Here is a 13,908-nt window from a genome sequence, read left to right on the forward strand (position 1 = left end):
TCAAGATCCCTTAACAGGCTGCTGCATCAATTGCAGCAGCTGATCCGCTATGATATCGGCTACAGCCGGATGGTTGATATCGTGCTCCAGTTCTATCAGCAGGATGTCGCTTCGTAAATTTTGTTTAATGCCATCATATAAGGCTTGGCGTTGTTCCTTTCCCTCAAAAGGCTTGGAGTCCATATCCAATAATGAAACTCCTGCCTTTGGAAAAACAACGACTGTAGGCGCACTGCCTGCATTTAGCTTGGTTGCAAGAATACGCCCCAACTCCGAGTTCTCCGAAACCGTAGTTCTCATCAAAGTCGTCGTAGGATTATGCTGATAAAATAACCGGTCCTTGAACCGATCCGGTACCGTCTCCGGAGGGCCAAAATTAACCATATCAAGAGCACCCACAGATACTACCTGTGGTATTCCTGCAGCACCAGATGCTTCTAACCGATTCGATCCTGCTGTAAAGATACCTCCGACCAGTTCGTCGGCCAGCTCGGTAGTCGTGATATCTGCGACTCCTTGTATATAGCCGGCCTTGACCAGTTCCTCCATGGCTTGACCCCCGGTTCCCGTGGCATGGAAGACAAGCAGATCAAAGCCATTCGCCTCCAGCTTCTCCCTGACGCGGGTTGCACAAGGCGTCGTTACACCGAACATCGTGATTCCAATGGTTGTCTTATTCTCGCTTTCCGCCAGCTCCTGTTCCGACTCCTGCTGCTGAATCATTCCGGCCAGCGCATAAGCCGCATTGCTCAAAATACGGCGAGACAATCGATTCATACCGGCAATATCGACGACGGAATACATCATCATAATATCCTTCACGCCTACGTAGGGTCTTGTATTCCCAGAAGCGACCGTCGAAACCAGCAGTTTGGGTACACCGATAGGCAGTGCCTGCATCGCCGAAGCCGCAACCGTCGTACCTGCTGTCCCGCCCATTCCTAAGATGCCGCCTACAAGCCCCTGAGCCTCTAGAACGGTAACGACTTCGGCGGCTCCGCGCGTCATCACTGCAACTGCCGTCCCCCGGTCATTCAGACGGCGAAGCTCCTCAATCGAGGCTCCGCCTGCTCTAGCTACTTCGTCGGCCGTTACATCCGGTTGGAACAACAACGGTTCGCCAAGAATCCCGGTGTCCACCACATAGGTTGCTACACCGCAAGCTTCCAACATCGTTTTGACAAAAAGGTACTCCTGTCCCTTCGTATCCAGGGCTCCGATCAGAATCGCTTTTTTCCTCATATCCTCAGCTCCTTATGGCTCTGTTATTGCGAGGTCAAGCGCTCGGTCAGCTTACCGCTTGCCGCAAGCCATTCCTGATAAAGGCGCAGCATGCCTGCATCCCTTCCATCACTTCTCCGCCGCTTTCCTCATCTGCAGAGATCCAACCGTTATAACCAATATTATTTATTGCTTCGAAGATCGGCGAGAAATCTATAGCGCCTTGACCTAATACACGCCATTCCCCTTGCTCAAAATCCTTTAAATGAAAGTTATCGATGATTTGCCCGAAGCTGCGGATCACCTCGGCCACATCATGAATGCCGGACTTCACCAGATGGGCCGTATCCACGGTCAGCCCTACCGATTGATCGCGTGCTTGCTCAAAAAAGACATCCAAATCTTCCCGGTGCATGACCGGGTTATCATAGTGGTGATGAAGCGACAGCTTCACTCCATACTGCTGCTGTGATTCCAATCCGAGCTCAGACAAAATATCGGCATACCTCCGGATATCATCCGCTGTAACGGCTGCTCTGGAGAGCCCATGGCAGTAAACAATCCGCTCCGTACCGATCTTGGAGGCAAATCGGAAAACGCTGCGAAGCTGGTCAATTCCGGACGCATCCAGACGTCCGCCGGTTATGAGTGCAGAGCCGAGTCCAGACGGATTTCCCCACATTTCCTTAAATGCCTCCGGCTGCTCCAAATACGCCGCATACTGTCCACCCTTCAGCTGAAGTCCATCATAGCCTGCTGCGCCATAGTTCCGAATCAGCAGTGTCTGTTCCTCAATGGAGGCTGTAGGTCTTGAAAACGCTAATTTGATTGCCATGGTTTTCCTCCCTTTCTGAAATGAACCCGAGAAAGCGTTGAACCTCCTCGGGTGACATTCTACCTTATTCTCCGATGGTTTGACGGTCAGGAGCGGAGTAAGTAATAATCATTCGGCATGGCTCCCAGCTGGTAGTCGTCGCATTGTGAGGTACATTGCGGGGGATCCGCAGCATCATGCCCGGCTCCAAATGGTAAGTTTCATCCCCTAAAGTGTGGTCGCATTCACCGGAGAGGACAAAGATGATTTCCTCACAATTCGGATGCACGTGCCTCGGGTTGGATTGACCGGCATTAATGTACACCATGCCAAAGGTCATTTCGCTGGCAGGATCTATTTCCTGGCCGCACAGCCATTGAATCTTGCCCCAGCTTTCGTTCAGTAATCGTTCCGCTTGCTGCTTTCTTAAATCGGATATGGTTGCCATTCACTCATTCTCCTTTTTTTATGTTTACTTAGCTGCTAAACGCTCTTTGTATGCGGCGTTCATTTCTTGGATAATTTTCTGGTAGTTGGGATCCTGCTTCAAATCCGCGACGAACTTATCCCATGCATCGATACCCGCCTTACCCATAATTACCTGAATTTTTAAATCGGCAATTTTTTTGTTATAGTCGGCGCCCAGCTTGTTATTTGTTTCCGACACAAGACCGATATCGCGAATAGGTACGCTGATTTTGGATTTGGCATCGATAATTTTCTTGTTTTTCTCGAAAATTTCTTTAGGCATCCCGGGCGCATACGCATACATGTATGGGTCGTGCTTCATAAACAGCTTACCGAACGATCCTGTTCCCAGGTTATCTTTGACCGCTTGCTCATTAGTCACGAAGAAGCCGTCTTCATTCTTATAGTGGACGCCTTCGATGCCATATTGGGATAAAGTGCTGCCTTCCGCGGAGGCACCATAATCAAGCAAGGACAGAAGCTTGCGCATCTTTGCCTCGGGAACCTTCTTCGGTATGGCGAAGACTCCGATAAATCCGCTGTTCTGCTGCTGGAAGGGTCCTGCTCCCGCTTCCAAGGAAACAATCGGCTCCCAGTTCACCTTCGGATCCCGCTTCCATTGATCATAGGTCCAGCGCCACATGGCTTCGATCGTTTCCGTCGTTACGCCAACTCGGCCGGATGTTGCCAGATCAACCCACTGTTCGTTTTTCATGACTGAAAAATCGGGCGGTATCAGCTTTTCGTCGAACAGCTTTTTCCGGAATAGTATCGATTCTCTCATCTCAGGTGTAAAGGTAATATCGATAAGCCCGCCGTCCTTCTCCTTCCACTTGCTGCTGGAGCCTGTATAAATGAACTCGATCTGGTCGTGAGTCCTCATCGTATAACCGAACGTATCCTTCTTCCCGTCCGGCTCCTTCTCTTTGAACACCTTCATTACCTGATATAACTCGTCAAGCGTGGTTGGCATTTTCAGTCCCAGCTTCTCCACCCAGTCTTTACGGATGAAAAATGTGGTACCTCCCTCCAAGGGACGCACAATGGGCACTACATAGTTCTTGCCGCCGATTTTTTGGTTATCCCACATGCTTTTTGGTGAATCCATAAGGTTCTTATAGTCTTTCAAATAAGGGGTCAGATCCCAGAATGCCCCTTGCTTCACCATCGTCTGAAATTGGGCTTGATTGATACTTGGTAAACGGATCATATCCGGGAGATCGCCTGAAGCCAATAGGACATTAAGCTTATCATCAAACACCGTATCCGATACCCAAGTGATGTTCAGCTTCGTATTGGTTCGTTTCTCAAATTCCTTCGTGACGGGGTTATCCGGCGACGGCGGCTGAGCGATCGAAAAGTTACTGAAAATGTTCAGCTCCATCGGCGCTTCCGTCTTACCGTCACCCGGCTGAGGCTCACTTCCTGTACCTCCACCCGAGCATGCCGTTGCAAGCAAAGTCATTACAGACAGCGTGGCAATGAGTCCATGCTTCTTTGACCCTGTGTTCATTTCATGACCCCCTAGTTAATAATAACCGCGGTCAGCCTTTGACCGAGCCAAGCATAACGCCTTTAGCGAAATGCTTTTGTAAAAACGGATATACTGCCAGAATGGGGAGCGTCGCGATGACAACGGCAGCCATTTTAATGGTTTGCTTGGGAAGCTGATTCTCCGACACCATTTCAGCTGCAGCCGCCCCGCCTGTGGATGTTTCGGAATCGACGATCATCATCCTCAAAACCACTTGAAGAGGCGCCTTGGTGTAATCATTAATAAACAAGATGGCGTTGAAAAACGTATTCCAATAGCCGACGGCATAAAACAAGCCGAAAGCCGCCAAGGCCGGCGCTGACAGCGGGAGCACGATACGGAAAAAGGTGCTTAGATCGTTGCAGCCGTCGATCATCGCCGCATCCTCCAGCTCGGCGGGAATGCTATCAAAAAAGCTTTTCATTAATATCACATTCCACCCGCTGACCAGCACTGGAATAATCAGCGACCACACGCTGTTGATCATACCCAGATCACGGACAATTAAGTAATTGGGAATAATGCCCGGATTGAACAGAATGGTCAATAAGATCATCAGCATCATGAGTTTTCTGCCCCGCAGCCGTTTGCGTGACATGCCGAAAGCCATGGCGGAAGTAAAGATCAAGCTCAGCCCGGTTCCGACAGAAGCCAGAAATAAGTTAACCAGTGTGGCGTTTTTGAACATATCGGTATCCAATAAATACTTGTAGGCTGCAAGCGACCAGCTTTCCGGAAACAGCACAAACCCGCTTTTCTGCATATATTCTATTGGATCCGTGAACGAAACGATAAACACATAATAGAGAGGAAAGATCGTGAGTAAGCCGATGATAAGGAGCACAGCGGTATTCAAGCCGTTAAAGATCCGATCCCCCAAGCTTAGCTTCATTAGTAGACACCTTCCTCGCCCATACGTTTAGCCAATCGATTCGCCAAAATGACTAACACCAGTCCAACTACGGATTTGAATAAGCCGACTGCGGTACTATAGCTAAACTGGCCGCTCTGGATCCCATTCCGGTACACATAAGTTTCGAATACATCCGCATACTGGGATACCGCCCCGTTATTCATCAGAAACACCTGCTCGAAGCCTACATCCATAATATGACCCAGTCTTAAGATCAGCAGAACCAGGATGACACTCCGGATTCCAGGTAAGGTGACATGCCAAACCTGCAGCCACCGGTTTGCCCCATCTATCTTGGCTGCTTCGTACAGCTGTGGATCCACAGCAGTGATTGCCGCTAAAATGATGATCGTGCCCCAGCCGGTTTCTTTCCAAATATTTTGAGCGACCAGCACACCCCAGAACGTATCGGTATTGGTGAGAAAGTCGTATTTGGGAAAGCCCATCCAGTTGAAAATCATATTGACGACCCCGGAAGTCTGCGACAGCAGCAGAAACGAAATGCCCACAATAATAACCCACGACAAAAAGTGCGGCAGATATACGATGGATTGAATAACCCCTTTAAACACCCGATTACTCACTTCGTTAAGCATTAAAGACAAGATGATCGGTAACGGAAAGAAGAAGACAAGGTTCAATAAGCTGATGACCATCGTATTGCGAAATAAGATAATAAAGTCCGGATTGGAGAAAAAACGAACAAAATGCTCAAGCCCGACCCATTCGCTTTTCCATATCCCCGCGTAGGGAGAATATTCCTGGAAGGCGATAACAATCCCCCACATGGGTAAATACTTAAAAATCAGGAAAAAGATAATTCCGGGAAGCACCAGCAAATACAAGTACTTATCGCGCTTGATATCCGATAAAATCGTCCGCGGTTTTCTTTTCTGATCAACATTGATAGATGATTGCAAAGCAGTAGATTGTGAGTGTGTATCCATATGCACTACCTTCCACTTTACTTATTTAGTTCATGCTTGATAGCGTCATACTTGAACGCTTTGCTTCTGATTCAGGTAGACAATCCGCTGTTCATTAGCTGATACGTAAGCGGCATCGAGAACGGTAATCGTCTTCAGGTTGTCTCTCGAGCTGTTCGGTGCTTCCGTGCCGGTCTCGATGGACACAAGTAATTGGTTCAGCCCCTCATAGGTCGCCACCTCGCGAGATACATGATTTTCCCATGTCACTTCAGGTGTCTTCTCCCCCTTGCGGTATAAACTCGCGGAAGTATGTCCGGCGACAATCGTTCCGGTTTCACCGATGACGATCAGCTCGCCTCGATTGAAGGCTGAAGAAAAGCTCTGAACATAGGTCGCCACCGCACCGTTCTCATATACGACTTGAACCGTCGCATCCGTCTCCCCCTTGCATTGAACGGCTGAAGAGGAACGGTTCTGGCACACGACCGATAAGGCATCACTGCCCAAAATTTTCCGGAAGCCATCAAACCAATGGATCCCCATAACCGACATGGCATGTCGTTCACAATCCAGGCGCCAGCCTGCATCCTGTCTGAAGAATAGGTTCGTAAACAAGAGCGATGTCACATTACCGATAAGTCCATCCGCAATCTTTCCTTGAAGCAGCTCAAACGGAAAGTGACGTCTGAAGTTTTGGTTGACGGAAATGGGCACGCCATGCTTCTCCGCCTTCTCTGTAATTTCCTTTGCTTCCTCAAGTGTATCGGAGAACGGTTTTTCTACAAATACCGGTAAGCCAGCCTCAATCAGAGGAAATAGAATTTGCTTGCGGATCGATGTCGGCGTGCACACCACGGCTACGTCAATCCCGCTGTTCTCGATAAAGTCCTGTACCTCTGTAAATCGCTGCGGCACTCCGTATTTATCCGCTTTGGCGTGAAGCGCTTCTTCGTTTGGATCGCAAAGCGCTGTAATTTCAATGCGCTCAGGATGTTCCTTATACCCTACGAAATGAAGTTCAGTGACGCCGCCCGCTCCGATAATTCCCACTTTGTACTTTTTCATCTTCACATTTCGCTCCTTTAGTTTCTTGGATTATGTTCACAACTAAAAAAACAAATAACGTGGTTGTAACCGCTGTCATATTTATCCTAGAAATCTCAAAAGCATCATCCCTTCCTTACACACAGAATCTTGTTCAACGATATTTCTTTAACTTAAACTAGGTGATTATTATTCAACGTTGTTGAATAAAAGTTTACATCAGCTTAACCTATTTTGCAATTCATTTTTTTTGAAAAGAACAACAAAAAAAGCGGAACAGTATCACCTGCTCCACCTCAATGTAAATGCTCTACTCATTAATAATTTAATCCCTAGCCGTTATTAGATCTAGATTGAGTAAATACAGCAATGTACTTGACCTCTTCTGTCATAGGAAACAAAGCGTGCTTCTCAATGGAATCAAAATAGAGGCTGTCTCCCGGCTTCAAGCTATATTCTACATTGCCTACCTTATACTTCATCTCACCTTCTAAGATAAAAATAAACTCTTCACCGTTGTGGCTATAAACGTTTTTATTGTCTTGCTCCGACTTTCGGGAAACGAATAAAAACGGCTGCATCAGCTTTTCGCTGCGTTCAACGGCAAACGTAAAAAAGGAGTAGCCCTTATCGGTTTTGACAAGCTTGGAATGGCTCATTTCCTTGGGGGTGTATATAGTGCCCGTCCGCTCCTGATCATCCAGTAATATGGATACTCTCGTTCCAAGTGCTTCAGCTATTTTCACTAACGTGGAGATGGGGGGAATCGTTTTGCCATTTTCGATTTTAGACAACAAGCTTTTTGAAAATCCGCAGGCATTAGCAATATCTAATAGACTTCTATTTTGTTCAATACGAAGCTTTTTAATTTTACTTCCAAGGTCCATCATATGCCTTTTCTCCTAGGTTAATATAATTCAACTTCGTTTATCATAACTACATCCTATTGAATAAGTCAAGAAGTTAACCTGCCTGGTCTTTATTATCCTTCCAAATCATCCACGGCAACGTCCGATTAAAACTGTTGTCAAAACGAGTACAGTTATGATATGTTGATACAAAATAGAGAGAAGAGTTCCGGATATGGAATGAAGAATAGGAGAAACTGATACGATGACTAGCAAGAATAGCCAGACTACCTTTAGATTAGCTCTGCTGCTTGGTTTATTTTCGACACTCGGGCCTTTTACCATCGATATGTATTTGCCCGCTTTTCCTCAAATTGTTGAGCGTTTCGGTACGACAGCTTCCCTCGTCCAGCTCAGCTTAACCGCCTGTTTATTGGGACTTGGCATCGGCCAACTGGTCATGGGTTCGCTTAGCGACGTCTATGGAAGGCGCAAGCCGCTTCTCATTTCCATGGTAATCTATGTTGTGGCAGCTTTAGCTTGTGCGATCTCACCGAATATTTGGCTGCTGATTCTGTCTCGACTCGTGCAGGGGTTTGTTGCGTCGGCGGGTATCGTCATCTCCCGTGCAATTGCTCGCGATTTGTTTAGTGGTCACGAGCTCACCAAATTTTTCTCGCTTCTCTTGCTTGTCGGGAATTTGGGCCCGCTTGTGGCACCGGTAACGGGAAGCGGTGTTCTAGCGCTCACAAGCTGGGTCGGCGTATTTATCGCTTTGGCGCTGCTGGGAACTTACCTCCTTGCCATGACCAAATGGAGTCTCCAAGAGACGCTGCCTATCGAGCGCCGCAGTCCCAGCGATTTTACTCAGCAACTGCGAAACTATGGATCGCTTTTGCGTGATCGCTCATTTACGGGCTATATGCTCGCGCAGGGGATCATGATCGCGGGGGTATTCGCGTACGTTTCCGGAACTCCTTTTATTTATCAAAATATTTACGGAGTTTCCCCTACGGTATTTGCTCTGTTGTTCGGATCAAATGGAATCTCCCTTATTATCGGCTCGCAGTTGGTCGGTCGAATGGCTTCCCGCGTGTCAGAACAGACCTTCCTGCTGTTCGGTCTATGGCTTGCCGGCGCTGCCAGCATCGCTGTCTTATTGGTTGCGATGTTCCACGGGCCGCTGTACGCACTCGTAATTCCGCTCGTTTTCTTCGTAGCGGCCATCGGGATTACATCCACGGCAGCTTTTCCTCTTGCGATGGAGAGCCAGGGCCATATGGCTGGTAGTGCGGCTGCACTGATGGGCGTTATCCCCTTTTTGCTTGGTGCGGTCGTTTCTCCGCTAGTCGGCATTGCCGGGGAAAGCACGGCTGTTCCGCTCGGTGTCATTATTTTGACAACAAGTGCAGCAGCGATGCTGTCCTACATCCTTTTAGTTAAACGAAGTTCGAATAAAAAGCAGGATGCTTTGAGTAAAGATGTAGTGGAGCAATTCTGAAACAATGATAAATGAAACGAAACAGCCAAACCTTGAATCGAGGTGTTTGGCTGTTTTGTTGTACTTATGTCCAAGAATCAAGTCGATTCCTCACAGCCACAACCGACAGACGGGGTCCGACATCAGATATAACATTTAAGAAAACTTCTCCGCAGCTTATGCTAATAAAAAACCCGGCCTGATGAGCAGACCGGGTTATTCTTGTTCTCAAGTTATTTGCTCACCTTAACGGTCAGCTTGGCACTGGTTGTAACGCCTGAGGCATTGAGAAGCTCAACGTAGTACACATATTCGCCTGGCGTACGGCCTGACAATTCTGTCACCGCGCTCTGTGCATTCGGCGTCGCTTCTTTCAGCTTTTTCGTTTCGATCAGGTTTCCGTTCTCATAGAGGCGGTACTCGGAGCCGTTCGTTCCCCACCACATATTCATCGTAATCTTGTAGTTCCCGTCGTTATCCCAGTTGTCATGGGACAATACCGGCTTGCCCGGCATAGCGTCGGTCACTTTGACTACTAGCGGTTGGCAGGACGTTTTGCCAAAAGAGTTTATCAGCTCGCACGTATACGTATAAGTGCCGTTCGATTTTCCGGAAATATCCGTCCTGACCGTTTGTGCGCCTGGGGAAGCATCGGTTAAAGTTGTGCTGTTAATTATAACGCCGTTCTCATACAGCTTGAACTCGGTGCCGTTATTTCCCCACCACATGTTCATTGTGACGGAATAACTGCCGTCCTTCAATCCGTTGTCCTGCCCGTTGTTGTCGGACAATACCGGCGCCCCTGGAGCTCCGTTCGAAAGCGGCTTGGTTACCGTGATCGTCACTGAATTGGAGCCGACCGTCTTCCCGTCAAGCGTCACGCTCGCTTTCACTTGTGCCCGTCCTTCTTGCACAGCCCTGATACTGCCTTGCTCATCTACGGAAACAGATGCGTTATCGCTCGAATAGACGACAATCGCTTTGGTCAAATCGGCTGGCGCGCCGCTGCTCATAAGGCCGCTGATTTGGGAAGTTGTTGTTTCGGCAGGATTCAGCGTCGTTTTGTATACGGCAAGCGTGACCTGGCTTAGTGACGCGCTGGCGTTGACTTTGAACGTATCGCTGTTCTCTGCGCTGTTACCGGCGGCATCCGTGACGCTATACTGAACCGTATGAACGCCTACGCCAAGGTCCGCCGCTTTCACAGGCTGACCAATAGCAATTTCCTTTCCATCCAACAGCAGCTTCTGAACCGCAACTCCGGACAGAGCATCCGTACTGGTCAAGGCAAAAAGAAGGGTATCGGTTTCCGTCACATCTTTAACCGGTTGGCCGGATTGCGTCAGTACGACGGAAGGTGCCGTTTTATCCAATTTCACCTGGATCGACTTGCTGGCCTCCGCATTGCCCGCAGCGTCGGTGGAAAAATAGGAGATTGTAATAAGTCCTTCCGTCTGGACGGCAACAGGCTCCGTATAAACGGTTGCAGCCCCGCTGTTCGTGGAATATTGCGTCACAATCGTGCCCGGACGATCATCCAATGCCGTCAGCGTTACCGTTACATCCTGATTATGCCAGCCGGTTTCGTTTGGAGCGGCGGACAACGAAGCCGTCGTTACGGGCGGCGTAGTGTCGGCAAGCTGCGAAAAGTCGCTTAGTCCTCTCGGCTTCAGTTGGTAGACGCCTTTGAAAATAGCTGCAACGCCTTTAATATGAACGGTCTGGCCGTCTTGATAAGGAAAGTCTTCCAGCTTGATGCCAGTGCGAACGTCAACCCGCACATGGTTGCTTACCCCATCCTTCACCGCATCAAATTCGAAAGAGCCTGCGGGTGCCGCGCTCACAATATTGCGAATCGTGACATCTCGCAGCTCGATCAATTGCCCTTGATTCGCATCGTTCACCGCGGATGTCTGTACAGGAGCGGGAAGCGGCGCCGTTCCCCTCTTCTCGATCGCCACAGGATCAGTCAGCTCCAGCTCGGAGTTATACAAGGCCAAGGGCGCAGTTATTTTAATCGTATCGCCTTGATGGAAGCCGCTCAGGCTCTGGAACACATAGATGCCGCCGGTTTGATCCTGCAAATAAAACGCCTGGCCGCCGAAAGCACCCGGCTCCGTCGTCACGACGCCCTCAATTGTGACTACGGTGCCTGCCGCTTTGCCGCGTGCTTCCGCGATCGAAATTCTCGCAGGGATCGGATCTTCTTCGCTCGGCAGCGGCTCTGCCGGAACATTCGCGAGCGATACGGTTTTGGTGATAAGATTGTTGCCGTTTTGTCTCAATCTGAGGTTAGCCGAACCGCTTGTTCCCGGCTTGATTCGAACTGTCAAATCTTTGTAAGCATGGCCTTTGCTGTTCGCAGTCAAACTGAACGTTTGACTGTAGCCGTATGCGGTAGGCCATGTGCCGTCGGCGTTTTGTACCATGGCCACCTGAGTGCCGCCCGTCAGGTAAATGCCTGCGCTAAAGCCGGTTACCGTCGCATTGGCCGGGAGATTATCCGCAACGGCGCGGATCTGAAACTCCTGTACATTCGGAAGCTGCGCTTGATGTACGAAGTTGTAAATCGCGTTAGCGCTCGTTGTCGGACCTCCGTACGAGCCTGGCTTGAAAGTCGAGCTGTCCCACCATTTGTAGCCGGCTGCAGGCGCCGCCCACGGCTCCGGCTGAGGTTCCGTCGACAACTCCGGCTTTTCGAATGGAAGGAGCGCCGTAGGCTGGTCAAGCTGCAGCCCGCTCACCTGATCCAGGCTTGTGTAGCTTTCCTTTTTGGATAGCCAGTTCACGATATTCACTAGCAGTATCGCATCGTCCTGCTCTTTAAACCCGTCGTAGGTCGTTTTCTTCGCGCCGTTTTCCTCACGCAAATATTTAGGCGTGGCGTCCTCAACCGGCGAGGAATCGCCGATAAACGCAGCTTTGCCCAGGCCCAGCTTGGATACGGCGGCATAAGGTCCTTCGGCAACGCCTCCGCCGTTATATACGCCCTGATCCACAGCGTTAGGCCACGCTTCCTGAGTAGTCGGCAAATATACGATCCCTTTGGCTTTGGCAGGATCGATAATGGCCAGCGTCGAGCCCGCATGCATGGCTACGTTCGAAACGCCGGTCGTAATGCCGAATGCCTGGTCAGGAGCTACTATTTGGTTGGCCGTAATATCGCCCAGCGCATTGTAGCGGAAGCGAATGCCGAACTTCTCGCCTAGCCAGTCGGAGCTGACAATGCCTTGCATTGCCGCGGAGCTTTTTTCCTCAGTGCTCATGCTTTTGGCCGGATCTTCCCAAGCTCCGCGCCGATAGCCGTTTATCGCTTCGCTGCCGTCCCAGCGGTTCTTATTACGGTCCGCATTGTAGTGGTCGCCAATGAAAAATAAGCTTCCCCCGTCCTTCACGTATTGCTCCATAGCCGCTTGCTCGGTTTGCTTGAAAGGAATATTCGGTTCCGCAATGACAAAAACATCATAGGGCTTCAAATCATCGTAGGTGAACGGCGCCGCTTTGCGCAGCTCCTTCACATAATAGCCGTTGTTGGCCAGAGCATTGCCGAAATCGGAAAATCCTCCGTCAATGACCCAGTCTGCCGCACCCGCTGTCTGAGCATGAGTGTTGTCGAAAAGCACTTTTTTGCCGGCATTCTCGTTTACGACCTTCGCATCGATGAAAGGGGACGGATCCGACGGTCCCTCGGCTAACGCAGCAGGTCCGTTTCCGAACCATCCTGCTTGCACGGGGAGCACTAATGACAATACAAGCGCCGATTTCAACACGACAGATTTAAATATCTTTAAATTTCCCACAAAATCCCTCCTGTGCATGTAATATACAATCGTATAACTATTTCATCATATCATTTTCATCATTCGAGAAATGATAGTTTTTTGTAAAAAATAGGCATTTAGTAGGGATTACGCGAAAAAATGGTGCTAAAGGAGCGTGCTGCCTTAACCGCGGCTGATTTCAACGTCTAATGATAGATAGGAAGTGTAGTCTCCAGGTCCGGGTATCCTGCAAATTGAAAAAACCCCGAAAGGCGCGGCGAAATGACGGACCATTGCTCTAGCAAAAAAAAACACGCCTCATTCAGCGTGTTGAACCTTCTTTTCACTATCAAAGAGCTGTGCCTCTTGTAGGCACAAACAGCCCCGACATATCGGCACCCTCCAATTCAAGCAATTTCACCTTTTTATGAACACCCCCGGCGTATCCCGTCAAGCTGCCGTTTGAACCTACAACTCGATGGCAGGGAATGATGATTGAAATCGGATTATGCCCAACTGCTCCACCTACTGCTTGGCTTGACATGCTTTCCTTGTTCAACTTTGCCGCCATTTTTTTTGCAATGTCGCCATAGGTAATCACCTCGCCGTAAGGTATTTCACATAGAATGCTCCATACCTCTTGACGGAACCCGCTGCCAATGGGACAGAGCGGCAATTCTGAAATGTCGGGCTTCTCGCCCGCAAAGTATTTGTCGAGCCATTTTTTTACGGTATCGAATAACGGCATGTCGCCACGCTCTATCATATCTTCAGGTATAGTAGCCCCGTGATACTTTTGCCCCTCAATCCATGCGCCAACAAGACCACTTCCATCAGCTGCAAGTGTAATGATTCCTACGGGTGACGGATAGGTTGTCTGATAATACATGTTCCTG

At 49.2% G+C, this 13,908-nt stretch carries 11 protein-coding genes; 1 reads left to right on the forward strand and 10 read right to left on the reverse strand.

Going from position 1 to position 13,908, the window contains the following annotated elements; genetic code table 11:
* The 8 genes from ACFQ88_RS07250 to ACFQ88_RS07285 form a co-directional block, all read right to left on the reverse strand.
* Entirely contained in the window at positions 1 to 1,242 is a 1,242-nt protein-coding gene (locus ACFQ88_RS07250) for a Tm-1-like ATP-binding domain-containing protein (RefSeq protein ID WP_379453363.1), read from the reverse strand.
* A gap of 46 nt (positions 1,243 to 1,288) precedes the next feature.
* On the reverse strand, positions 1,289 to 2,056 hold the full coding sequence (locus ACFQ88_RS07255) for a sugar phosphate isomerase/epimerase family protein (RefSeq protein ID WP_379453365.1): 768 nt from the start codon (positions 2,054 to 2,056) through the stop codon (positions 1,289 to 1,291).
* 64 nt (positions 2,057 to 2,120) lie between these two features.
* On the reverse strand, positions 2,121 to 2,483 hold the full coding sequence (locus ACFQ88_RS07260; RefSeq protein WP_239625044.1) for a cupin domain-containing protein: 363 nt from the start codon (positions 2,481 to 2,483) through the stop codon (positions 2,121 to 2,123).
* A gap of 24 nt (positions 2,484 to 2,507) precedes the next feature.
* The gene (locus ACFQ88_RS07265; RefSeq protein WP_379453367.1) at positions 2,508 to 4,016 is read right to left on the reverse strand and encodes an extracellular solute-binding protein; all 1,509 of its coding nucleotides are present in this window, start codon (positions 4,014 to 4,016) and stop codon (positions 2,508 to 2,510) included.
* Between the two features lie 31 nt (positions 4,017 to 4,047).
* Complete coding sequence (locus ACFQ88_RS07270; RefSeq protein ID WP_239625048.1) at positions 4,048 to 4,929, reverse strand: carbohydrate ABC transporter permease; 882 nt, start codon at positions 4,927 to 4,929, stop codon at positions 4,048 to 4,050.
* Positions 4,929 to 5,897 carry an ABC transporter permease gene (locus tag ACFQ88_RS07275; protein ID WP_239625050.1) on the reverse strand — a complete coding sequence of 323 codons (969 nt, stop codon included), beginning with the start codon at positions 5,895 to 5,897 and terminating at the stop codon, positions 4,929 to 4,931. The genes ACFQ88_RS07270 and ACFQ88_RS07275 overlap by 1 nt, the downstream gene beginning before the upstream one ends.
* A 45-nt stretch (positions 5,898 to 5,942) precedes the next feature.
* Positions 5,943 to 6,944 carry a Gfo/Idh/MocA family protein gene (locus ACFQ88_RS07280; protein ID WP_239625052.1) on the reverse strand — a complete coding sequence of 334 codons (1,002 nt, stop codon included), beginning with the start codon at positions 6,942 to 6,944 and terminating at the stop codon, positions 5,943 to 5,945.
* 311 nt (positions 6,945 to 7,255) lie between these two features.
* A complete protein-coding gene (locus ACFQ88_RS07285) occupies positions 7,256 to 7,813 on the reverse strand; it encodes a helix-turn-helix domain-containing protein (RefSeq protein WP_239625053.1) in 558 nt (185 codons plus the stop codon).
* Positions 7,814 to 8,036: 223 nt separating this feature from the next.
* On the opposite strand from ACFQ88_RS07285, the gene ACFQ88_RS07290 reads away from it, so the two are divergent.
* Positions 8,037 to 9,272: a multidrug effflux MFS transporter gene (locus ACFQ88_RS07290; protein ID WP_379453371.1), complete on the forward strand. Its 1,236-nt coding sequence runs from the start codon at positions 8,037 to 8,039 to the stop codon at positions 9,270 to 9,272.
* Between the two features lie 212 nt (positions 9,273 to 9,484).
* On the opposite strand, the gene ACFQ88_RS07295 is transcribed toward ACFQ88_RS07290, so the two are convergent.
* Together ACFQ88_RS07295 and ACFQ88_RS07300 are read right to left on the reverse strand one after the other, a co-directional pair.
* The gene (locus tag ACFQ88_RS07295) at positions 9,485 to 13,000 is read right to left on the reverse strand and encodes an OmpL47-type beta-barrel domain-containing protein (RefSeq protein ID WP_483875128.1); all 3,516 of its coding nucleotides are present in this window, start codon (positions 12,998 to 13,000) and stop codon (positions 9,485 to 9,487) included.
* Positions 13,001 to 13,361: 361 nt separating this feature from the next.
* Positions 13,362 to 13,901: a methylated-DNA--[protein]-cysteine S-methyltransferase gene (locus ACFQ88_RS07300; RefSeq protein ID WP_379453375.1), complete on the reverse strand. Its 540-nt coding sequence runs from the start codon at positions 13,899 to 13,901 to the stop codon at positions 13,362 to 13,364.
* Positions 13,902 to 13,908: the final 7 nt, after the last annotated feature.

The organism is Paenibacillus sp. NPDC056579, assembly GCF_042793215.1.
In the GTDB taxonomy this organism is placed as follows: Bacteria; Bacillota; Bacilli; order Paenibacillales; family NBRC-103111; genus Paenibacillus_S.